General features: G+C 35.6%; 21 protein-coding genes and 1 riboswitch. Of the genes, 15 read left to right on the top strand and 6 right to left on the bottom strand.

Features of this window, described 5'->3' with window-relative positions; translation table 11 throughout:
- Positions 1-60 precede the first annotated feature (60 nt).
- Positions 61-170, top strand: a riboswitch (TPP riboswitch).
- 120 nt (positions 171-290) lie between these two features.
- The 7 genes from TX86_RS20690 (at position 291) to TX86_RS20660 (ending at position 6,713) form a co-directional block, all read left to right on the top strand.
- Positions 291-1,283, top strand: a complete 993-nt coding sequence (locus TX86_RS20690) for an ABC transporter substrate-binding protein (RefSeq protein WP_042351828.1) — start codon at positions 291-293, stop codon at positions 1,281-1,283.
- A gap of 12 nt (positions 1,284-1,295) precedes the next feature.
- Complete coding sequence (locus TX86_RS20685) at positions 1,296-1,577, top strand: thiamine-binding protein (protein ID WP_042351827.1); 282 nt, start codon at positions 1,296-1,298, stop codon at positions 1,575-1,577.
- A complete protein-coding gene (locus TX86_RS20680; protein WP_042351825.1) occupies positions 1,577-2,362 on the top strand; it encodes an ABC transporter permease in 786 nt (261 codons plus the stop codon). Before TX86_RS20685 ends, TX86_RS20680 begins: the two co-directional genes overlap by 1 nt.
- On the top strand, positions 2,343-3,077 hold the full coding sequence (locus TX86_RS20675; RefSeq protein ID WP_042351824.1) for an ATP-binding cassette domain-containing protein: 735 nt from the start codon (positions 2,343-2,345) through the stop codon (positions 3,075-3,077). The genes TX86_RS20680 and TX86_RS20675 overlap by 20 nt, the downstream gene beginning before the upstream one ends.
- A 2-nt stretch (positions 3,078-3,079) precedes the next feature.
- Positions 3,080-3,844, top strand: coding sequence for a TatD family hydrolase (locus TX86_RS20670; RefSeq protein WP_042351822.1), 765 nt, complete (start codon positions 3,080-3,082; stop codon positions 3,842-3,844).
- Between the two features lie 132 nt (positions 3,845-3,976).
- Complete coding sequence (locus TX86_RS20665) at positions 3,977-4,849, top strand: DMT family transporter (RefSeq protein ID WP_042351820.1); 873 nt, start codon at positions 3,977-3,979, stop codon at positions 4,847-4,849.
- A 214-nt stretch (positions 4,850-5,063) separates the two neighbouring features.
- On the top strand, positions 5,064-6,713 hold the full coding sequence (locus TX86_RS20660; RefSeq protein ID WP_042351819.1) for a CoA-disulfide reductase: 1,650 nt from the start codon (positions 5,064-5,066) through the stop codon (positions 6,711-6,713).
- A gap of 81 nt (positions 6,714-6,794) precedes the next feature.
- Here TX86_RS20660 and pflA read toward each other — a convergent pair whose 3' ends face one another.
- Positions 6,795-7,547, bottom strand: a complete 753-nt coding sequence (gene pflA, locus TX86_RS20655) for a pyruvate formate-lyase-activating protein (RefSeq protein WP_042351816.1) — start codon at positions 7,545-7,547, stop codon at positions 6,795-6,797.
- Between the two features lie 421 nt (positions 7,548-7,968).
- Positions 7,969-10,194, bottom strand: coding sequence for a formate C-acetyltransferase (pflB, locus tag TX86_RS20650; protein WP_042351814.1), 2,226 nt, complete (start codon positions 10,192-10,194; stop codon positions 7,969-7,971).
- Positions 10,195-10,749: 555 nt separating this feature from the next.
- Here pflB and TX86_RS20645 point away from each other — a divergent pair.
- From TX86_RS20645 to motB, 3 genes are all read left to right on the top strand, one after another.
- On the top strand, positions 10,750-11,700 hold the full coding sequence (locus tag TX86_RS20645; RefSeq protein WP_042351813.1) for an L-lactate dehydrogenase: 951 nt from the start codon (positions 10,750-10,752) through the stop codon (positions 11,698-11,700).
- Between the two features lie 180 nt (positions 11,701-11,880).
- Entirely contained in the window at positions 11,881-12,672 is a 792-nt protein-coding gene (motA, locus tag TX86_RS20640) for a flagellar motor stator protein MotA (RefSeq protein WP_042351811.1), read from the top strand.
- The gene (gene motB, locus TX86_RS20635) at positions 12,665-13,432 is read left to right on the top strand and encodes a flagellar motor protein MotB (protein WP_042351810.1); all 768 of its coding nucleotides are present in this window, start codon (positions 12,665-12,667) and stop codon (positions 13,430-13,432) included. Before motA ends, motB begins: the two co-directional genes overlap by 8 nt.
- A 503-nt stretch (positions 13,433-13,935) precedes the next feature.
- Here motB and TX86_RS20630 read toward each other — a convergent pair.
- On the bottom strand, positions 13,936-14,337 hold the full coding sequence (locus TX86_RS20630) for a thiol-disulfide oxidoreductase DCC family protein (protein WP_042351809.1): 402 nt from the start codon (positions 14,335-14,337) through the stop codon (positions 13,936-13,938).
- 192 nt (positions 14,338-14,529) lie between these two features.
- Positions 14,530-14,751, bottom strand: coding sequence for a DUF1128 domain-containing protein (locus TX86_RS20625; protein ID WP_042351806.1), 222 nt, complete (start codon positions 14,749-14,751; stop codon positions 14,530-14,532).
- 159 nt (positions 14,752-14,910) lie between these two features.
- Here TX86_RS20625 and TX86_RS20620 point away from each other — a divergent pair, with 159 nt between their 5' ends.
- The 3 genes from TX86_RS20620 to TX86_RS20610 are packed head-to-tail and all read left to right on the top strand — an operon-like array spanning position 14,911 to position 16,621.
- Positions 14,911-15,381, top strand: coding sequence for a low molecular weight protein-tyrosine-phosphatase (locus tag TX86_RS20620; protein ID WP_042351805.1), 471 nt, complete (start codon positions 14,911-14,913; stop codon positions 15,379-15,381).
- A 21-nt stretch (positions 15,382-15,402) separates the two neighbouring features.
- Positions 15,403-15,765: a hypothetical protein gene (locus tag TX86_RS20615; protein WP_042351804.1), complete on the top strand. Its 363-nt coding sequence runs from the start codon at positions 15,403-15,405 to the stop codon at positions 15,763-15,765.
- A 25-nt stretch (positions 15,766-15,790) separates the two neighbouring features.
- On the top strand, positions 15,791-16,621 hold the full coding sequence (locus TX86_RS20610) for a YihY/virulence factor BrkB family protein (protein WP_042351802.1): 831 nt from the start codon (positions 15,791-15,793) through the stop codon (positions 16,619-16,621).
- Positions 16,622-16,870: 249 nt separating this feature from the next.
- On the opposite strand, the gene TX86_RS20605 is transcribed toward TX86_RS20610, so the two are convergent.
- Positions 16,871-18,805 (bottom strand): heavy metal translocating P-type ATPase, encoded by a 1,935-nt coding sequence (locus TX86_RS20605; RefSeq protein WP_042351800.1) that lies wholly within the window; start codon positions 18,803-18,805, stop codon positions 16,871-16,873.
- Between the two features lie 185 nt (positions 18,806-18,990).
- On the bottom strand, positions 18,991-20,166 hold the full coding sequence (locus TX86_RS20595) for an MFS transporter (RefSeq protein WP_042351797.1): 1,176 nt from the start codon (positions 20,164-20,166) through the stop codon (positions 18,991-18,993).
- A 166-nt stretch (positions 20,167-20,332) separates the two neighbouring features.
- Here TX86_RS20595 and cax point away from each other — a divergent pair, with 166 nt between their 5' ends.
- Together cax and TX86_RS20585 are read left to right on the top strand one after the other, a co-directional pair.
- Positions 20,333-21,394, top strand: a complete 1,062-nt coding sequence (cax, locus tag TX86_RS20590) for a calcium/proton exchanger (RefSeq protein WP_042351795.1) — start codon at positions 20,333-20,335, stop codon at positions 21,392-21,394.
- Between the two features lie 445 nt (positions 21,395-21,839).
- Positions 21,840-22,652, top strand: coding sequence for a YfkD famly protein (locus TX86_RS20585; RefSeq protein WP_042351794.1), 813 nt, complete (start codon positions 21,840-21,842; stop codon positions 22,650-22,652).
- Positions 22,653-22,664: the final 12 nt, after the last annotated feature.

Raw genomic sequence — 22,664 nt, 5'->3', positions numbered from 1 at the left:
GAATAGTTTTTTGCATTTCCTCGATATTTTGTTATAATAACAACGACAAGTTCATAGTGAAATATCATGTGGAGGGGCTGGTGTTGCCAGCTGAGATAGCGTCCGTAAGATGCTGACTCTTTGAACCTGATCTGGCTCATACCAGCGGAGGGAACATATTATTTACGTTTATTGTATGCGACCGTCCGAAGATATTTTTTCGGGCGTTTTTTATTTACTAAATAATATTTGCAAGATTTTTCATGATCATATTCATACTATGAATAGTACATACGAGAGGAAGAAAGCTTGTGAAGAAGGTACTTATTTTTTTAGTAGTAGCTCTTTTATTAGTAGGGTGTAGTGGTAACAATAGTAATGAAGGTGACAAGAATAAGAAAGAAGACTTGAAGAAAGTATCAGTTGTGTTAGATTGGACACCGAATACGAACCATACAGGTCTTTATGTAGCGAAGGAAAAGGGCTATTTTAAAGAGCAAGGCTTAGATGTGGAAATCATTATGCCAGGTGAAGCAGGAGCGGATCAGCTTGTAGCTTCAGGAAAGGCGGATTTTGGTATTGGTTATCAAGAAGGGTTAACACAAGCTCGTGCACAAGGTGTGCCACTTGTATCGCTTGCAGCTATTATTCAGCATAATACATCTGGATTTGCTGCACCAGCGAATAAGAATATAAAATCTCCGAAAGACTTCGAAGGAAAAAAATACGGTGGCTATGGTTCGCCTGTAGAAGAAGCAATTATGAAGGCTATTATGGAAAAAGAGAATGCGGATGTAAAGAAAGTTGATATTATCAATATGGGTGAAGCGGATTATTTTACAGCTGTGAAGAGAGATATTGATTTTGCTTGGATTTATTATGCTTGGACGGGAATTGAAGCGGAGTTAAGAGGCGAAAAATTAGATATGCTTTATGTAAAGGATTACTCTAAAGAGCTAGATTACTATACTCCAATTTTAACGACGAGTGAAAAAATGATTGCGAAAGACCCAGAAACCGTAAAAGCATTTGTTAAAGCCGTTTCAAAAGGTTATGAGTTCGCAATTGATTCTCCAAGTGAAGCAGCGGATATATTGATTAAAGAAGTACCAGATTTAAATCCAGAGCTTGTGAAGAAGAGCCAAGAATGGCTAGCACCAAGATATCAAGATGATGCGAAACGTTGGGGTGAACAAAAGCTAGAGGTTTGGAAGAACTATAGTGACTGGATGGCAGAGAACAAGCTGTTAGAAGGAAAGTTTGATCCGAAGGCAGCATTTACAAATGATTATTTACCGGAGTAGGGGGGAAATAAAATGGCTAATTCATTAATCAGCATTCAAATTATTCCTAAAGGAGAGAATGTCATTCCTTTAGTAGATGAAGCAATTAAAATCATTGATGAATCAGGTGTGAAATACGAGGTACATCCGTTAGAAACAACAATGGAAGGTGAATTATCACATCTATTTACCATTATAGAAAAAATGAATCATAGAATGATTGAGCTTGGTTCACCAAATGTTATATCTCAAGTGAAAATTTTATTTCAGCCGAGTGGCATTACGATGGATACACTAACGGAGAAATATAAGTAATGAGTAAGCAATTTATATGGAAGAAGGGCGCGCCCTTCTTTCTTTTATTATTTTTATTAGTCGTTTGGGAAGTAATAACAAGGGTTATGAAGGTGGAATCATGGCTTTTACCATCTCCTTCAGCCATTCTTAAAGAGGGCATTGCTGATTTCGATAGAGTCTTTGAACAGTTAGGTTCGACGGTTCAACTTGCGGTTATCGGCCTAATTATTGGGAGCTTAATTGGAATCCTTATAGCAGCGATGCTACATCTATTTCCGAAAGTGAAAGATGCGGTATATCCTTTGCTCATTCTTTCGCAAAATGTACCGATTATCGTATTAGCACCATTGTTAGTTATTTGGTTTGGCTTTGGAATCTTACCAAAAATTATTGTCATTACATTAGTTTGCTTTTTCCCTGTTGCTGTTGCAGCATTGGATGGTTTTCGCCAAACACCGTATGAATTAAAGCATTATTTTCATATGATGGGAGCGGGTAAGAAGGAATTGTTTTGGAAGTTAGAGCTGCCTCATGCGTTACCGTTTTTATTTTCAGGTCTGAAAATATCAGCAACGTATAGTGTGATGGGAGCAGTTATTTCCGAATGGTTAGGTGCTAAGGAAGGGATAGGCGTGTATATGACACTCGCTTCTTCATCATTTCGTACAGATCGTGTATTTGTCGCCATCTTTATTATTATGGCATTAAGTTTATTATTCTTTAGCTGTATTACACTTCTTGAAAGATACTTCGTGTCGTGGAAAAGAAAGGAGAATAACAATTATGATACTCGAAATGAATGATATTTCCTTTTCTTTTACGAGCGAGCAATCCATTATTGAGCATTTACATCTGAGTGTAAAAGAAGGGGAGTTCGTTAGCATTTTAGGGCCTTCTGGAAGTGGGAAAAGCACAATCTTTCATTTAATTGGTGGATTATATCAACCGAATAAAGGAGAAATTCTTTTAAAAGGAAAGAATATCAACGGCTGTAAAGGGCATATCAGTTACATGCCACAACAACCTGCATTGCTTCCGTGGCGTACTGTACTTGATAATGTTGTACTAGGTGCCGAATTATCTGGGAAAGTTGATAAAGAGAAGGCGAAGGAACAAATCAAAAAAGTTGGTTTAGAAGCATATGAACATGCATTACCACATGAATTATCAGGTGGGATGAAACAACGTGTTGCGTTTCTACGTTGTATTTCTAGTCCGCAATCAATAATGTGCTTAGATGAACCATTTTCAGCATTAGATGAACTTACGAGACTATCTATGCAAAAGTGGCTGTTGAAAGTATGGGAAGAAGACAAACGCTCTGTTTTATTTATTACACATAGTATAGAAGAAGCATTATTACTCTCTGATAAAATCTACGTATTATCTTCAAAGCCAGCCACTGTGATCAAAGAGATTACAGTACCATTTAGTCGCCCTCGAAGTGAAGACTTACTCGTTAGTAATGAGTTACTTCAGATGAAGAAAGAGCTTTATCACCTATTGAAGGAGAGTTGAAAATGAAGATTATTGATAGCCATATCCATCTAGATACGTATTGCGCTGAAGAGCAGAAACAGATTCTTGCTAACGAAGATTTTTCATATCTCATTACGGTTTCGATGCATTTACAATCAGCTATCACTAACTTACAGTTAGCGAAGAAAGATCAACGAGTTCAAGCAGCATTTGGCTTTCATCCTGAACAGCCACTTCCATCTGAGAAAGAAATACAACAGCTATTAACATGGATGGATGAGCATCAAGATGAAATGGTGGCAGTTGGTGAGGTAGGTTTACCATACTATTTACGACAAGAACAAGCAGCTGTTGATTTAGAAGCATATATTGCATTGCTAGAACGCTTTATACTATTCGCAAAAGAAACAAATAAACCAATTATTCTTCATGCGGTATATGAAGATGCACCGATTGTTTGTGATTTATTAGAGAACCATAATGTGACTAAAGCACATTTTCATTGGTTTAAAGGTAGTAAGGAAACAGTGAAAAGAATGATTTCGAACGGATACTATATATCGATTACGCCAGATATTTGCTATGAGGAAGAGATTCAGCAACTTGTTCAAAGCTATCCATTAGAACTAATGATGGTAGAAACAGATGGACCGTGGCCATTTGAAGAACGATTTGAAGGTCAAATGACATCTCCTAGCATGATACATGAATCCATTAAGAAAATCGCTCATATTAAACAGGTAGAAATAGAAAATGTTTATGAAATACTTTATCAAAATACGATTAAATTTTATGAATTAGTATGATATGGTTAAAAAGCGTACAGTACATTATTTTGTATTTGTACGTTTTTTATGCACTTTATGAGCAATGTAATAAGTATTTTTATAAAATTAGTATATTGAAAATTCTAACAATGTGACTAGGAGAGATTTAGAATGAATAAAGGAGCCGTTATTAAGCTATCAACTTCTATGGTTATCTTCGGCACAATCGGCTTTTTTTCTAATTTAACAGGCTTACCTGTTTTAGAATTAGTGTTTCTACGATGTGTTTGTGCGACTCTTTTTTTAATCGGTTATTGGCTTATTAGTGGAAAGTATAAACAAGAGATTTGGGATCGAAAAGAACTGATTTATATTATATTAAGTGGTATATTTCTCGTGTTAAATTGGTTATTGTTGTTTTATGCATTTAGACAAACATCTATAACAATAGCAATCTCCATCTATAATTTAGCTCCCTTAATAGCGTTATTTATTAATATATTCCTGTTTAAAGAAAGAGTAGAGAGAAGAATTATAATTGCTACTATTGTCGCTTTTCTCGGAACAATATTAATTACGTTTCAGTTTGATCAGTCTTCTGCGGGAAATGAAGTAATGGGAGGATTGCTAGCGCTTGCTGCAGCAGTATTCTACGGAGCAATTATTTCATTAGGGAGAAAAATACAAAAATCCAGCTCTTATATGACGACGTTTATTCAAACATTCATAGGTATAGTTATGTTAATGCCTTTTGTTAGTTTTGTATCATATACTCATTTAACGAACGAAGGTTTGTTGTTTAGTATAGTAACGGGGATTGTACATACTGGTATAGTCTATTTATTGTTTTATGATAGTATCCGCTATTTGAGTGCTGGAATCGCCTCTGTATTGATTTTTCTAGATCCGTTAGTAGCCATTGTACTAGATATTTTTATTACAGGCTTTATTCCAGGGCCACTGCAAATAATCGGCGTAATCATTATTTTTGCATCTCTCGGTTATACAGTGAAATATAGCCAGACGAATAAAGAACAACAATAATTTGTTGTTCTCTATTCAGTCGTGCTGATTTTTTGTTGCGCTTGATGAATACGCCTTAATAGTATAATCATAAAACTATTTTACTAATTTTCATAAACATAGCTGAATATTTAGGCTATTTCGTAGTACGATATTTATAATAGGTTTTTAGTTTACAATGTACCCTATGGGGTATATAATGACTTTAACGACATAACAAGCGAGGAGTATGAACATGACTAAGAAAATCGTAATTGTAGGAGGCGTAGCTGGAGGTGCAACAGCTGCTGCAAGACTGCGTCGTTTAGACGAAAAAGCAGAAATCGTTTTATTTGAAAGAGGCGAGCATATTTCATTCGCAAATTGCGGATTGCCATATTACATCGGAGAAGTTATTTCAAAACGCCAAGCATTGCTTGTTCAGACGGTAGAAGGAATGTCTAAGAAGTTTGTATTAGATATTCGAAATTTATCAGAAGTGACTAATATTAATCGTGATCGTAAAACAGTTTCTGTTACAAATCTAGCAAATGGAGAATCCTATGAAGAATCATATGATGCTCTTATTCTATCACCAGGAGCTAGGGCAATTGTTCCTCCAATTGAAGGAATAGTTGAAGCAAATAATATTTTTACATTAAGAAATATTCCAGATACGGATGATATAAAAGCTGCAGTTGATTCTCATCAACCAAAGAAAGCTGTTGTTATTGGTGGAGGCTTCATTGGACTTGAAATGGCAGAGAACTTAGCACATCGCGGTATTGAAGTGACAGTTGTTGAAATGGCTAATCAAGTAATGGCTCCTTTAGACTATGAAATGGCAAGTATTGTTCATAAGCATTTAAAAGCAAAGGGAGTTCAATTAATCTTAGAAGATGGTGTAAAGGCATTTGCTGACAAAGGCAAAAAGATTATTCTAACAAGCGGTAAAGAATTAGAAAGTGATGTTACGATTCTATCAATTGGTGTGAGACCAGAAAATGAATTAGCTAAGAGTGCTGGTTTAGAATTAGGAGAACGAGGTGGCATTGTTGTAAATGAATACTTACAAACAAATGATGAAAGTATTTATGCAATCGGTGATGCAATCCAAGTGAAAGATTATTTACTAAAACACGATACGATGGTTCCACTTGCTTGGCCAGCGAATCGTCAAGGTAGAATCGTTGCGGATAATATATATGGAAAGAAAACACCATATAAAGGTACATTAGGAACAGCTATTGCAAAAGTATTTGATTTAACAGTAGCGGTTGCGGGACATAATGAAAAAACATTAAAACGTTTAGGTGTTGATTATGAGGCAGTACATATTCATCCCGCTTCACATGCAGGATATTATCCAGGTGCAAGCCCAATTTCACTAAAGCTAACGTTTAGTAAAGAAGATGGAACAATTTATGGTGTTCAAGGCGTCGGTAAAGACGGGGTAGATAAGCGCATTGATGTTGTAGCAACGGCTATTAAAGGCGGACTTACAGTCCATGATCTTCCTGAATTAGAGCTTGCATATGCTCCACCATACTCATCAGCGAAAGATCCAGTTAACATGCTAGGATATGTAGCTTCACATGTAGTTGATGGTGATGTAAAAGTTGTTCATTATAATCAAATTGACGAGCTTGTAAATAACGGAGCTCTATTAGTAGATGTACGTGACCCACATGAAAGAGATAATGGATTTATTCCAAACTCAATTAATATTCCTTTAGGACAATTAAGAGACCGAATGGACGAACTACCAAAAGATCAGACGATTTATGTATCATGTCAAGTTGGATTAAGAGGATATTTAGCTTGTAAAATTCTAGATCAAAATGGCTTTGATGTAGTTAATGTGAGTGGTGGATATAAAACATATGCTGCCGTTTACGGCGATTAATAAGAAAAGAAGCAACGCTGTTGGCGCTGCTTCTTTTTTCGTGGAATTTTGCAATATTTCCCGGACAATATATTCTATTGTTTAGCAAGTACCGACACGTTTTTTCAAATGACGAGTTAGTCTGTCGTATGCATTTTCCACGCGATCTTCTGTTGGTGGCTCTGTATCTTCTAGAGGATATTTTAAATTAAGTGCTTCCCATTTATATACGCCAAGTTTATGGTAAGGTAACACTTCAACTTTTTCTACATTGTTTAAAGTGCCAATAAATTCACCAAGCTTATCAAGATATTCATCGAAATCTGAAACGCCAGGTACTAATACGTGACGGATCCAAACTGGAATGTTTTTATCTGATAAATATTGTGCGAATTTAAGAATATGATCATTGTATTTCCCAGTTAGTCGTTTATGTTGTTCACGATCGATGTGCTTTAAATCGACTAAAATAAGATCTGTATATTGTAGTAATTCATCTAATTGACTTAGATATTCAGGTCTTTCAGAGAAGTTTCCACCTGACGAGTCAATTGTTGTGTGAATTCCTTTCGCTTTACAAGCTTTGAAAAGCTCAGTTACGAATGGCATTTGGAATAATGGCTCTCCACCACTAACTGTAATACCGCCGCCCGAAGACTCCATAAATGGACGATAGCTTTCAAGGTCTTGCACGATTTCATCAACTGTCATTGTTTTACCTGTACCAAACTCCCAAGTATCAGCATTATGACAATATTGGCAGCGAAGCATACAACCTTGTGTAAATACGATATATCTAATTCCCGGTCCATCAACTGTACCGCATGTTTCAACGGAATGAATATTTCCTTGCATTTTAAAATTCCCCTCCTAGCTCCAATCAACTGGATATGAAGGGAGCTCTACTAAAATAAAAGACCAAAATGAATAACATCTGTTAAAGAGATTGTCATTCGAATTTGGTCTTTGTATTGCTACAGCGCCTAAAGCTAGTTTTCGTTTCGAAATGACTTTTATACAGTTTAAAATAATAAGCTGTATAAGACGCTTTATCTATTTTCTAAAAGCTCAATTCCGAAAGCTCATCTGTTAAACATGTTAACAGGTAGAGCTTTCAATAATTGAGTCTTTCTATATTGTCTAGCTCCAAGTGGACTTCACACTCTTCTCTACGATAAGTCAACATCGAATCACTGCGTTCTTCGTGTTTCCTATATCTCGTATCAGAGTGCTCCAGTCCATACGCCGCCAAACGACCACTTTCCGCTTTTCTATATTACATACTTCCGTGGAAAGTACGGTTAATTACATCGATTTGTTGCTCACGAGTTAATTTAATAAAGTTAACTGCGTAACCAGATACACGAATTGTTAATTGTGGATACTCTTCTGGATGTTCCATAGCGTCTAATAAAGTATCACGGTTAAATACGTTGATATTTAAGTGGTGACCTTCTTTAGAAGCATATCCATCAAGAATTGCAGCTAAGTTAGCTTCTTGGCTAGCTTCGTCTTTACCAAGTGCTTTAGGAACCATAGAGAATGTGTTTGAGATTCCATCTAATGCATCATGGTATGGAAGTTTTGCAACAGATGCTAATGAAGCTAGAGCACCTTTTGTATCTCTTCCGTGCATTGGGTTTGCACCAGGAGCGAATGGCTCACCAGCACGACGTCCGTCAGGAGTGTTACCTGTTTTCTTACCATATACTACGTTAGAAGTAATAGTTAAGATTGACATTGTTGTTAATGAATCACGGTAAGTTGCGTGCTTGCGAAGCTTAGTCATAAATGTGTGAACTAAATCAACAGCCATTTGGTCTACGCGATCATCGTTGTTACCGTATTTAGGGTAGTCACCAGTTGTTTCGAAGTCAACAGCTACACCGTTTTCGTCACGGATAACTTTAACTTGACCGTATTTAATAGCACTTAAAGAGTCAGCTACAACACTTAGTCCAGCGATACCAGTTGCCATTGTACGAAGAATCTTTGTATCATGTAATGCCATTTCGATTCTTTCATAGCTATATTTATCGTGCATGTAGTGGATGCAGTTTAATGTGTTGATGTAAAGACCTGCTAACCATTCCATCATTGTATCGAAACGAGCCATAACTTCATCATATTCTAAGATATCAGAAGTGATTGGAGCGAATCTTGGAGCAACTTGTACTTTAAGTTTTTCGTCGATTCCACCGTTGATTGCATATAATAAAGTTTTTGCTAAGTTAGCACGAGCTCCGAAGAATTGCATTTGTTTACCTACACGCATTGCAGATACACAGCAAGCAATTGCATAGTCATCGCCGTACTCTAAACGCATGATGTCATCGTTTTCGTACTGAATTGCACTTGTTTCGATAGACATTTTTGCACAGAAAGTTTTAAATCCTTGTGGAAGCTTAGTAGACCAAAGAACTGTTAAGTTTGGCTCTGGAGCTGGTCCAAGGTTTGATAATGTGTGTAAGAAACGGAATGAGTTCTTAGTTACTAAAGGTGTTCCGTCTAGAGATACACCACCGATTGATTCAGTTACCCAAGTTGGATCTCCACTGAATAATTCATTGTAATCAGGTGTACGAGCGAATTTAACAAGACGTAACTTCATTACGAAGTGGTCAACTAATTCTTGTGCTTCGATTTCAGTTAATGAACCGTTTTGTAAATCTCTTTCGATATAGATATCTAAGAAAGTAGATGTACGACCTAAACTCATTGCAGCACCGTTTTGCTCTTTAATAGCAGCTAGGTAACCGAAGTATAACCATTGGAATGCTTCACGAGCGTTAGAAGCTGGAGCAGAGATATCGAATCCGTGAGCAGCAGCCATTTGCTTTAATTCGTTTAATGAACGAATTTGCTCAGAAAGCTCTTCACGAAGACGGATAACATCTTCACTCATTACAGCGCCTGTGTTTTTAAGATCTGCTTTCTTTTCGTTGATTAAGAAGTCAACACCGTATAAAGCTACACGACGGTAGTCACCGATAATACGTCCACGACCATAAGCATCTGGTAGACCAGTGATGATACCAGCTTTACGAGCTAATTTCATTTCGTCAGTGTAAGCATCGAATACACCTTGGTTGTGTGTTTTACGGTATTTAGTGAAGATTTCTTTTACTTCTTCATCTACATGGAAGCCGTAAGATTCAGCAGCTTGCTCAGCCATACGAATTCCACCGAATGGTTGTAGTGAACGTTTGAATGGAGCGTCAGTTTGGAAACCTACAACTGTTTCTAAATCTTTGTTTAAGTATCCAGGACCGTGAGAAGTAATAGTAGAAACTACTTTAGAATCTAAATCTAAAACTCCGCCTGCTTCACGTTCTTGTTTATTTAAATCCATAACTTGAGCCCAAAGCTTTGTAGTAGCTTCTGTTGGACCTGATAAGAATGAATCATCTTTATCGTAAACTGTAATGTTATTAATAATGAAGTCACGAACGTTAATTTCTTTGTTCCATGTACCTCTTTGAAAGCCTTTCCATTGTTCCATGTTGTTTTCCGCCTCTCATTTGTTTGGGTATAAAACAGAATGTCTTTTTTGTATATAACAGATTATACATGGTGAATGAAATATGATAAATAGTTCACAATAAAAAAGAATGAACAATTTGTGAACGAATGAGCGTTATTAGGGTGTAATATGGAATTAATTAGGTTAAAAATGCTATATAATAAGCTTTATACAGTGTTAATGTGAATATTTTAACCAGTAATAAGTGAAATATTTATTATTTTTATTAGAGAAATATTTAGATTTTTTACACTAAAATACAAACCTGTATCATATATAAAAATTAAACTGTACTATAAAACAAATTTTTTTTATGTTGTGTTTTAAAGCAAAAGTCTGATAATAAATGAACATAAAAAGTAAAGAAGTTGATTGTTCACAATTTGTCCATATCCTTAAATAGATATTGTTCATTATAATTTAGCACGTAAAAGAACCTTGTTCGATATTTCACATTAAGATAAATGAAAGCGATATATAAATAGAAGATGCTCGGATTTTTTACAAAAAGTTTTCGCTTAGGAGATGACAGATTTGAAACTTACAACGAGAAAAGTAGCAATAGTAGGAACTGGCTTCGTGGGAGCTAGTGCAGGTTATTCATTAGTAAACCAAAATATTTGTGATGAATTGATGCTAATTGACATTAATAAAGAAAGAGCACTTGGAGAAGCAATGGATTTGCAGCATTGTGTTGATTTTACGACTTCACGCACTAAAGTAAGTGTAGGGTCATATGAAGAATGTAAGGATATGGATATTGTGATTGTTACGGCCGGAGGACCTCCAAAGCCAGGACAAACTCGTTTAGACACATTAGAACTAAGTGCTAAAATTGTAAAATCGGTTGTAGATGGCGTAATGAAAAGTGGATTTAATGGGATTTTCTTAGTTGCATCTAATCCAGTTGATATCATTACGTATCTTGTATGGAAAGAATCAGGTCTTCCTCGTAATCAAGTACTTGGAACAGGAACTTCATTAGATTCTTCTCGTCTAAAATCCATTCTTTCACAACATATAAAAGTAGATCCAAGAAGTATTCATGGTTATACATTAGGTGAGCACGGAGATTCACAATTTGCGGCTTGGTCACACTTAACAATTGGTGGAAAACCTTTCATGCAAATTTTAGAAGAACATAAAGAAACATTAGGTGAAATCGACCTTGATGAAATTATCGATCAAGTTCGTAAAGCAGGATTTGAAATTTTAAACCGTAAAGGAACAACATATTATGGAATTGGATGTGCCTTAGCATCGATTACTCGTTCCATCTTTAATGATGACCACAAAATCATTGCTGTTTCGACAATTCTAGATGGCGAATATGGCTTTGAAAATATTTGTACGGGTGTTCCAACTATTATTACACGTGAAGGTGCAAAAGAAGTTGTAGAATTGAATTTAACAGAAGATGAAATGGACAAATTCAAAAATTCTAACAACGTTTTAAGGGAATACATGGCGACAATCGGCTATTAAATAATATGAAGTTAAGATAACTATATTCAATCGACAAAAACAAGCTGCTAAATAATTAGTAGCTTGTTTTTTTTCCAGTGATGAACATTTTAATAGAGAAAAATTATCAAAAACTCTCATTTTTTTTAAGATTCGTCCGATATGATATATAGAATCATAAAGAAAAGTCGGGTGAGTTATATGGATAAAACGTCCGTAATAGGAATTATTCTTGGGATTACTGCGGTTTTCGTTGGGATGTTATTGAAGGGGGTTAAGGTAGCAGCCTTAATTAATCCGGCGGCATTCTTAATCATCATCGTAGGGACAGCAGCAGCTGTAACAATTGCATTTCCAACAAATGAAATTAAACGAGTACCTAAGTTGTTTAAAATTCTTTTCAAAGAAACTCAATTAATACAACCAGAAGCATTAATTAAAACATTTTCAGAATGGGCAATTATTGCTAGAAAAGAAGGTTTACTTGCCCTAGAGGGAATCTCTGAACAAGTAGAGGATCCTTTTTTGCGTAACGGATTAAATTTAGCAGTTGAAGGTCAAAGTGCGGATTACATAAGAGATATTTTGTCAGAAGAGATTGAAGCAATGGAGGAGCGTCATCAGTCTGGAGCGGCAATCTTTTCACAAGCAGGTACATATGCACCTACACTAGGGGTACTAGGAGCGGTTGTTGGACTAATAGCAGCTCTTGGAAATATGGATAACACAGATGCACTAGGTGTTTCAATTTCAGCAGCATTCGTTGCTACATTATTAGGTATATTCACTGGTTATGTATTATGGCATCCATTTGCTAATAAGCTAAAGCGTAAATCTATGCAAGAAGTTCGTATTAAGAATATGATGATCGAAGGTATTCTATCAATAATTGAAGGAGAAGCTCCTAGAACAATTGAGCAAAAGTTAACTTCATATTTGCCAGCTGCAGACAGAAAAAAATGGCTAGAAGGCGATGTGAAGCAAGATGGCTAGAAAGAAAAAAAAGAAGCATCATGATGAGCATATGGATGAATCTTGGTTAATACCATATGCAGATTTAATGACATTATTATTAGCGTTATTCATTGTTTTATTTGCAATGAGTTCTGTTGATGCTGTTAAATTTCAACAATTGTCGAAAGCCTTTAATGATATTTTTACGAGCGGCACTGGTGTTATGGATTTTTCAAGTCCCATGGAGACAAATGGTAGAAGTGATTCTCAAAATGAAACTATGATACAAAGCAAAGGGGAAGTTAGGAAGGCACTTGGTGAGAAAGACTATAAAGAGCTTTCAGCTATGCAAGAACGAGTAAATGAATATATTGAAAAAAGTGATATAAAAGATAAACTCGGAACCTCATTAACTGGGGAAGGGTTAATGATTTCAATAAGAGATAATGTTTTATTTGGATCTGGTAGTGCTGATGTGCTTCCTCGTGATAGACAAGTTGCCAAGGAAATAGCAGCTTTACTAGTGATGGATCCACCACGAAGTATAGTAATCAGTGGGCATACCGATAATGTTCCAATCTCTAATTCACAATTTAATTCGAATTGGGATTTAAGTGTAATGCGTGCTGTAAACTTTATGAAAGTGGTACTTGAGAATCCTGCTTTAAGTCCAGAATGGTTTAGTGCGAAAGGCTATGGAGAATTTAAACCAATAGCATCCAATAAAACAGCTGAAGGAAAATCAAAGAATAGACGCGTAGAGATATTAATTACTCCACGAACACAATTAAATAAATAAAAAAGAAGTGGCTGTCCCAAAAGTGATTACAAATCACTTTTGGGACGCCTTTTTACGCTTTTAAGATGCTTCGTATTTGTTTGCATCTAATCTTTAATTTAATTTAAGTTACTTGAAATGGTTGATTTATGGCGCTTTTGGCTGAGGTGAACCCTGAAGTATTACTTGTGAAAATTAGACAAAAAAATTTCCATAACAAAGGTATTGTCATGGATTAGAAATGGGGAATTATTAGGTAAATTTTAATGGCTAAATACCATCATAAGGGGGTTTTACATTTGATTCGTCCATATTGGAATCCGGTTTGCAAAGAAATGGCTTCACCAAGTTCCACCACTACTCATGTTTATGTTAGGGAGTAATTTCTTACTAAACATGTTAGTGTTTTTGGATAGTTTAATTATATTCTATATGTAACAAAAAATACATAAATTTTTAACAGAAAATTCAAAATATTTAAACTTTTGGTTAAGTAACCAATGCGACAGCATATTTTTTAGATATTAAGACAAAAATCGTTTCTTTATATCGGGTGTAGGAAGCATACAAGAAGTCGATTTACCCCACCATTGATAGCGTTTTTTTGCAATAACTCTATAACAATAGTTACGTAATGGTGTAGGAATGATTTTAGCTACATATAGTAATTTCCAAAGCCCCTTTAAGTGTTGACATATATGTATCGGTGCATCTGATTCTATATAAGCAATGCCTTTATTTATAAAGACAACACTATTAAGCGTCATAGGTAATTGATATAGCTCTAGTAGAGATTGACCTACTTCGCTTTGTAAGGAAGCAAATCGAAAATATTGCTTATGATCTCGCTTTAAAATAAAGTGTACGCTGTGATTACATAAATTACATTGACCATCGAAAAGAATAATGCCACGGTTGTCATTCATACAAATTCACTCTTTTCTTTATTTTCACTGTATGTAAGTTAGTATGAAAATGTTTTGAATAAATTATATCATATTTTATTCCTATTAAACGGATGCTAAATATACGAAAAAACATCACCGCTCTTTTGAGATTGTTGTTTTACCTTTGAAAAAAAGAACTATCAACAGGTGATAGTTCTTTTAAGAGCAACTTTATTTTTTTAAGCTTCCTAGCTCTGAAGCAATTGCTTCCATTTCACTAATGCTAAATGATTTTTTGCCCATAACCATTGTATATAAATCATTTAATTCTTCGTACATGTCGTGATTGAAGTGAGAAGAGTTGATTGCTCCTACGTTCATCATGCGTAGTTTTTCTTTGATTCTTTCTACCATATATTCTACATTTTCAGGCGTGTTCTGTGATAAATCCATTTCTTTACTTCCTTTCCCCCTATTGTTCTATCTTCAAAAAGTATAACCTGAATAAGGGGGAACATAAAGAATTACTAAAAGAAACTTAAAAAAATAGAAAATATAAGTATAAATATACTATTATGTAAGATAGATTAAACAATGAGGGAAGTGAATATTTTGGTTAATGTATTGTTCGTTTGTTTAGGGAATATTTGTCGTTCTCCAATGGCAGAGGCAATGTTTCGAGATTTAGTAAAACGAGAAGGCTTAGATGACAAAATAACGATTGATTCTGCTGGAACGGGGGATTGGCATATTGGGCATCAACCTCATCAGGGGACGCGTGATTTATTAGATCGTAAAGGAATTAGTTATGAAGGTATGAAGGCGCGTCAAATGGTTACGAAAGATTATGATACATATCAATATATTATAGCTATGGATGCTAGTAATATTGAAAATATGAAGCATTGGCAAGAGGGACATACAGGTGCATTTGTAGGGAGACTGTTGGATCTTGTACCAGCTGTTCATAATAAAGATGTACCGGATCCGTATTTCACAGGCAATTTTGAAGAGGTATACGATCTGGTTAACCAAGGATGCCAAGCGTTATTACAGAAAATAAAAATGGAAAAAGGTTTATAAATAGAAAGGGTGGGGAACATTTTGGGTACATGTAATAGAAATTGTTCGAATAAAAATAAATTACTACAAGGTATATTATTAGGAGCGTTAGCTGGCGCAGCTATTAGTATGTTAGATCGTCATACTCGAGAAACTACAATTGAGTGTGCAAAAAAAGGCTACCGTCAAACTCGTGAAATTATTGAAAATCCAGATATCGTAATTGGACAAGTAAAAGAAACATCGAATAAAATTCGTTCTACAATTGAGAGCATTACAGAAGATGTAGCGGTGATTACAAATCAAGTAGAAGCAATTAAGGATATTACACCGCAATTAGCATCTGTGGTTAAAGAAACAAAAGAAGTTTTTACGGAAGAAAGTAAAGAAGATGAACACGTTTAAGTGATAAATGATTTGGGGTGATGCCATGGTTAAGAAAAACGCGTTAACTATAACAAGATTTATAGCTAAGATTATAAAGAGAATGCAGGACCATGATGTATCTGGAATGGCAGCTCAACTTGCGTTTTTCTTTTTACTATCACTCTTTCCATTATTATTATTCCTTGTAACACTTCTACCCTATTTACCAATTACCGCTCAGGATATTCTAGATTTTCTTGGTACTTACGTTCCTGAAAGCTCCATGAAAATTATAGAAAGTCAAGTTGATAATATTATGCGAGGAAGCGGTAAATTACTCTCTTTTGGGATTATAGCAACTCTTTGGTCTGCTTCTAATGGTATGAATGCAATCCATAAAGCTTTTAATAGAGCGTATAATGTCGAAGATACACGCACATATTTACTTTCGAGAGCTATTTCTATTGTCTTAACAATAGCTATGGTGTTTGTGTTTATTGTTGGATTATTGTTACCTGTTTTCGGAAAGCAAATAGGCTTGTTTCTATTTGCTCATCTTGATGTTAATCAAAACGTTCAACTCATTTGGGATATTCTTCGTTGGAGCATGAGTATACTTATTTTATTTTGTGTATTTAGTATATTATATTTGATGGTTCCATTTAAAAAGCTACATCGAAGAGTTGCACCTGGAGCTTTGTTTACTACTCTTGGATGGTCAGTTGTTTCGTGGGGATTTTCTTACTATGTTAATAATTTTGCTAATTATACGACTACGTATGGTAGTATCGGAGGTATTATCGTTTTAATGCTTTGGTTCTACTTATCGGCTCATATCATTATAATTGGCGGCGAGTTAAACGCAATGGCGAGTGAGAAAAAAATATCCCAGTAATTCTCTTTCATATAATGGATGGTAACAAGCCATGATAAGTTTGAACATGTTCATTACATGATAGGAAGGGAAGTTAATTATATGGCGAAGCATACGAAAAAAGATGGCGGTACGAAGCAAAAAGGAAAGAATAAACCCAAAAACAAAACATCTAGTTCTGCAAACGGTCAGAACGGATATCATTAACTAAAATAAGAGCTAAAGCGGTCTTCCACTTTAGCTCTTATTTGTTTAAAGCTTTAAATAACACTAATTACGTAATAAACGTAAACCGTTCAAAATAACAAGAATGGTACTACCCTCATGTCCAATAACTCCTAAAGGAAGATCTAGTACTTGTAGGAAGTTAGCGGCAATCAGACACATGATGACCCCAATGGAAAAAATCACGTTTTGTTTAATAATAATGTTCATTTTTTTCGATAATGCAATAGCTTCGGCAATACGTGGTAAATCATTTTTCATAAGAACAATGTCAGCTGTTTCTAATGCTACATCTGTTCCTTCACCCATGGCTATGCCAATTGTTGCGGTAGCTAGGGCTGGAGCATCGTTAATTCCATCACCGACCATGGCGACCGTATTGTATCTTGTTTTCAGAGACTTAATTTCATTCACTTTTGTTTCAGGTAAGCATTCAGCATGATGTTCATCAATGTGAATTTCAGAGGCAATAGCGGCTGCTGTTTTTTCACCATCACCAGTTAGCATAACGGTGTGTACACCGTAACCTTTTAGTTCATTAATCGCTTTAAGAGTTTCTTGGCGCACAACATCTTTCAATGCAATCACACCAGCAATGCCTTTTTCATCCTTAGCGAATGTGACAGTATTTCCTTCAAGAGCCAGTTTTTCAGCTACACCGTCCATGAAAGCATAGGCTGCTTCTTTATTTACAAAGTCTGCTTTACCAACTTGCCATTGCTGACCGTCGATCATTCCTTGTACACCCCAGCCACTCACATCTTCCGTACTTGTAGGTTTAATATATGGTTCCTTCGTGAATGTATTGCTATAGAGTACAATGGCTTGTGCTAAAGGATGATTTGAATATTTCTCGATAGAAGCAACAATGTGCAAGAATTGTTCTTTCGTATAGTCTTCACGTACGTATATAGCTGTTACTTCTGGTTTACCCTTCGTTAGTGTACCTGTTTTATCTAGCGCAATAGCGTCAAGGTGACCAAGGTTTTCTAAATGTACGCCACCTTTAAATAAAATACCATGTCGAGCACCGTTTGAAATTGCAGCTAGTGTTGCAGGCATAATGGACGCAACAAGTGCACATGGTGACGCAACAACTAATAATATCATTGCTCTATAAAATGATTCTGTCCAAGACCACCCTAGTGCAAAGTGTGGTAAAAACATCATAACAAGGACTACAATTAAGACGACTTTTACATAGGTTCCTTCAAATTTTTCAATAAATAATTGAGAGGGAGATTTTTCGCTTTGAGCCGATTGAACAAGCTTAATGATTTTTTGAAAAAGTGTTTGGTCACTTGGTTTTGTCATTTCAATAGTAATTGTGCCACGTAAATTTACGGTTCCTGCATACACTTCATCATGTATTTTCTTATTAACAGGGATGGATTCACCAGTAATAGCTGCTTGGTCGATATGTGTATCACCATCTATTATGGTTCCGTCTGTTGGAATACGTTCCCCAGCTTTGACAAGAAGATGGTCCCCAACTCGTAATTCAGAAATATGCACTTTTACTTCTGTGCCATCAGGGGTAATCTTTAATGCATCCTCGGGTTGTAGATCCATTAGTGCGGAAATTTCTTTACGACTTTTGTTCATTGTATAGGTTTCTAATGCACCGCTTACTGCAAAAATAAAGATAAGCATAGCACCTTCTGTCCAATAACCGATTATGGCAGAGCCGATAGCTGCTAGAATCATTAACATCTCAACATTCAGTTCTTTTTCTTCGATTGTATCGAGTATACCTTCTTTTGCCTTTGCGTAACCTCCAATAAGAAAGGAAGCTAAATAGCTTATGGTTGCCGCTGTTTCATAATCAGCTTTGGAAAGAAGCCATCCAGTGAAAATTAAAATCCCACAAATAATAGCGGCTATTAATTCAATGTGAGGAAGCATTTTTTTGCTTAATGAGCTTTGTTCTTTATTTGGCTTACTAGCATTTTGGTTCATCACTTTGGCTTCAGCATTCATTTTTTTCTCCTCCTTTAAATTTCCAAATGAGAAAGATAGTCAACATCATTACCCTTAAAAAACACGAAAGCTGCCACCAATTTGGTGACAGCAAAACTTTCTCATGGTTCATTAATATTCTTTTTCCATTTATTACTATTATGTTACCATACATTATATGCAAAAGAAAACAAATATGACTTATATTATAAGGCGAAGTCATGCGAATGTTTCTTCTTTGGCTTGAAGCTTAATAAAGCGAAGAACACAATGAACAGTACAAAACTTAATAGATAGAACAATGAACCTCCATCAAAATGTTCGATTACGAGTCCACCGATGAATGGACCAACCATGCTGCCGAAGCTAAAGAACATACCACATAGTAAATTTCCAGCAGGGAGCAGGTCTTTTGGTAATAGGTCTGCCATATAGGTAATACCAAGAGAAAATAATGACCCTACAATCATACCGCCTAGAATGAAGCAAATAAATAAGCCAATAGCTGAATCTTGGATGATTGCTGCAGTAGTGAAAATGATGCCGCCTAATGGAATAACAATTTTGAGCACTTTTCTTCGACCGTATGTATCGCTAATCATTCCTAATGGTATTTGGAAAATGATTGCACCAATGGAGAAGGCAGGCAGAATAATTGAAACTGCATCAATATTGATATCATTTCGAAGTGCATATACTGGAAAGCTACCGTTCAGTGAAGCTTCTAAAATTCCAAAGCCTAGAGGTGGAAGCAAGGCAATCCAAGCATATCGCAAAACATCTTTAAAGCGTGAAAATGTACTGAAAATAGATTCCGTTTCGGTACTCTGTTCAGGACGTTCATTTTTAAGTAATAAAACTGTTAACCAAGCGATTACAGTAACAGCTGATGAAATAATAAATGGTAGTGCTTCATTTACTTGAACTAATCGTGCCATTAATGGTCCGAAAGCAAATCCTAGACTGAAGAATAATCCATAAATTGAAATATTTCGCCCACGCTTATGAAGCGGTGAAGCATCGGTAATCCATGTTTGTGTAGAGAAGTGAAGCATGTGATCTCCAATACCGATAATAAGTCTTAAAAAGAACCAGAACCAAAAGGATTTCCACATAGGAAATAAAGCAAATGCAATCGCCACTGCTCCGACACCGACTATAATAAGTGGTTTATATCCGAAGCGCCGTAATGGTGCTTCCATTAAAGGTGCCACAAATAAAACACCAATATACAAGCCGGTCGCGTGAAGACCATTCATTGAGGAACTTACTCCATCACTTTCGAAAATAATGGCAATCAAAGGCATTAAAATACCTTGGGAAAATCCTGAAATTCCAACGATGCTAACAAGTATCCAAAAGCGTAAGGTGTCTTTATTCATGATGTATATATCCTTTTCCGTGTAATTGTCTTATCTCTATCGTACTTTCAATGGTTGTTTTGTGCAAGAATATGATTGTGACTAGCAAGATAAGGGTAAAATATGAAAAATAAATAATGAAAGTTAACTGAAATAATAAAGGAGACTGGGAAAGAGAGGGAATAGCATGGGGAATAAAATCTTTTTTATTCTTTTATTAGTTGGGTTACCGTTATCTCTAGCTGGAAGTTTAATGCATTGGCCAAGTGTAATCATGTTTGGAGTGTATTGTGTTACCATTATTGCTCTAGCAAGCTTTATGGGAAGGGCGACAGAAAGTTTAGCTGTTGTGATGGGACCGCGGATTGGTGGATTATTAAATGCCACGTTTGGAAATGCAGTGGAATTAATTATTTCAATTTTTGCATTGCAAGCTGGTTTAACAGAAGTAGTATTAGCGTCATTAACGGGTTCTGTACTAGGTAACTTATTGCTTGTAGCAGGATTTTCATTCTTCATTGGAGGATTGAAGTTCAAGAGGCAAAAGTTTAATGTATTTGATGCTCGACATAATGCGGGATTATTAATTTTTGCGGTTATTGTGGCATTTGTTATTCCAGAAGTGTTCTCTCAAACAATGACTGAAGCAAAGACAATGTCTTTAAGTGTAGGGATAGCAGTGATTATGATTGTATTATACTTATTGGCTCTATTCTTTAAGTTAGTTACACATCGTGGGGTGTATCAGCATAAGGAAGGGGGAGGTGTTGTAGAGGAAGAAGAAATGCCAGAATGGTCAAAAAAGAAAGCAATTATCATATTGTTACTATCGACTATAGCTGTAGCCTATGTATCGGAAAATCTTGTACATACGTTTGAAACTGTTGCTGCATCATTTGGTTGGTCTCAATTATTTATTGGTATTATCATTGTAGCCATTGTAGGGAATGCAGCTGAACATGCTTCAGCGATCATTTTTGCTTATAAAAATAAAATGGATATTGCTGTTGAAATTGCAGTAGGGTCCACTCTTCAAGTTGCTATGTTTGTTGCACCAATTCTAGTATTGATTTCGTTATTATTTCCGACATCCATGCCGTTAGTATTTACTATGCCTGAACTAATTTCAATGGTAACGTCTGTGTTCTTAATCATTGTGATTTCTAATGATGGGGAAACGAACTGGTTTGAAGGGGCAACACTATTAGCAGCTTATGTTATTATGGGGATTGGATTTTTCTTGTTATAAATCAAAATAAGGACTCTGCATAAATTCTGTATTTGCAGAGTCCTTATTAAAATTCTTCTATTAAATTTACATGCATATTAAAATCCAACAAACTATTACTGTTACCAATCGTTTTGGCTACTTCATTTCAAACAAGCTTACATGACGACTTTGTTATAATATTTGTAGGAAGGTTCACCGCTTTCTATTATTATTTTGTGTAGAAAAATAATGCCGCTGTTACAATCGATACACATACCTCCTTAATTCGTTGGTATTATCGTTATCGAATTTGTTCCCTCCTTCTACTGAAGATTAACCTTATTATACTCCTTGTGATTTATAAAGTAAATAATCAAAAAATTACAAAAATATTACATTTATACGCTTGCTGTATATAATCTTGAGCGCCGACAAAAAATAACGACACATTGAAATTTACCTCTGAAAAAAGGGAGTCGGCATCATGAAGAAATGGCTTATAACAATTAGCACAGCGATACTAATTTGTGCATATCCACTTGCAGCTAATGGAATATCAATTACACAACGGAGTAGCCAAGTCGCTGCTTTAAAGGTTCCTGCTAATGTCATTCATATTACGAAAGAGAATACGTATCCAAACCCAAGTCAAGATTTACCATATTTGCAGCCGAGTGAACTTACGAAGCAACTAATAGCTTCTTCTAATGTAAAAATTGAAAATCCTGAGTTAATTCGCATACTAAATGAAACAACCATTGCGAAAGCACCATTTGCATTAGGCTATCGTGCCACAATTTACTTAGGTCATTGGGCTTTGCAATATGAATCAGCTGAAACATCACCAAACTGGGAGTTTCAAAAAATCAATACTAATTACTACGATAATCGTGGCGGAAATCTTCCGTATCGTATGCACTATGTACAAGAGTTGCAGAAGATGATTCACGGAGGTTTAACAGCAAAAGTTCCTGCTGCAAAAGATGTACAGAAGATGATGATTTTAAAAGCAGCTGATAAAACAAACCTGCCATTATCATTTGAAACCATTATTGGTGGGGGAACGAAAAGTGAGAGAGTATACAATATTCCTCCGAATCGTTTAGGATACTTATATGCTTATGCAAGTGCTGTAAACGAAAAGGGAAAAGTGACATATGGTGAAGTGTATTTAGTGTTAAAAGGAAATAAAAGATCACTTGTTATTAAAAATGTAACATCTCAAGGGATTGGAGCTTGGATTCCTGTTCAAGACCATATTTCATTTGGTTTTATTGCAACCGATCGACCACGATAAACAGTAAAAAAC

It is taken from the genome of Bacillus massiliigorillae (assembly GCF_000380245.2).
Taxonomy (GTDB): Bacteria; Bacillota; Bacilli; order Bacillales; family DSM-1321; genus Bacillus_AD; species Bacillus_AD massiliigorillae.
This window is presented reverse-complemented; position numbering and strand designations above follow the sequence as displayed.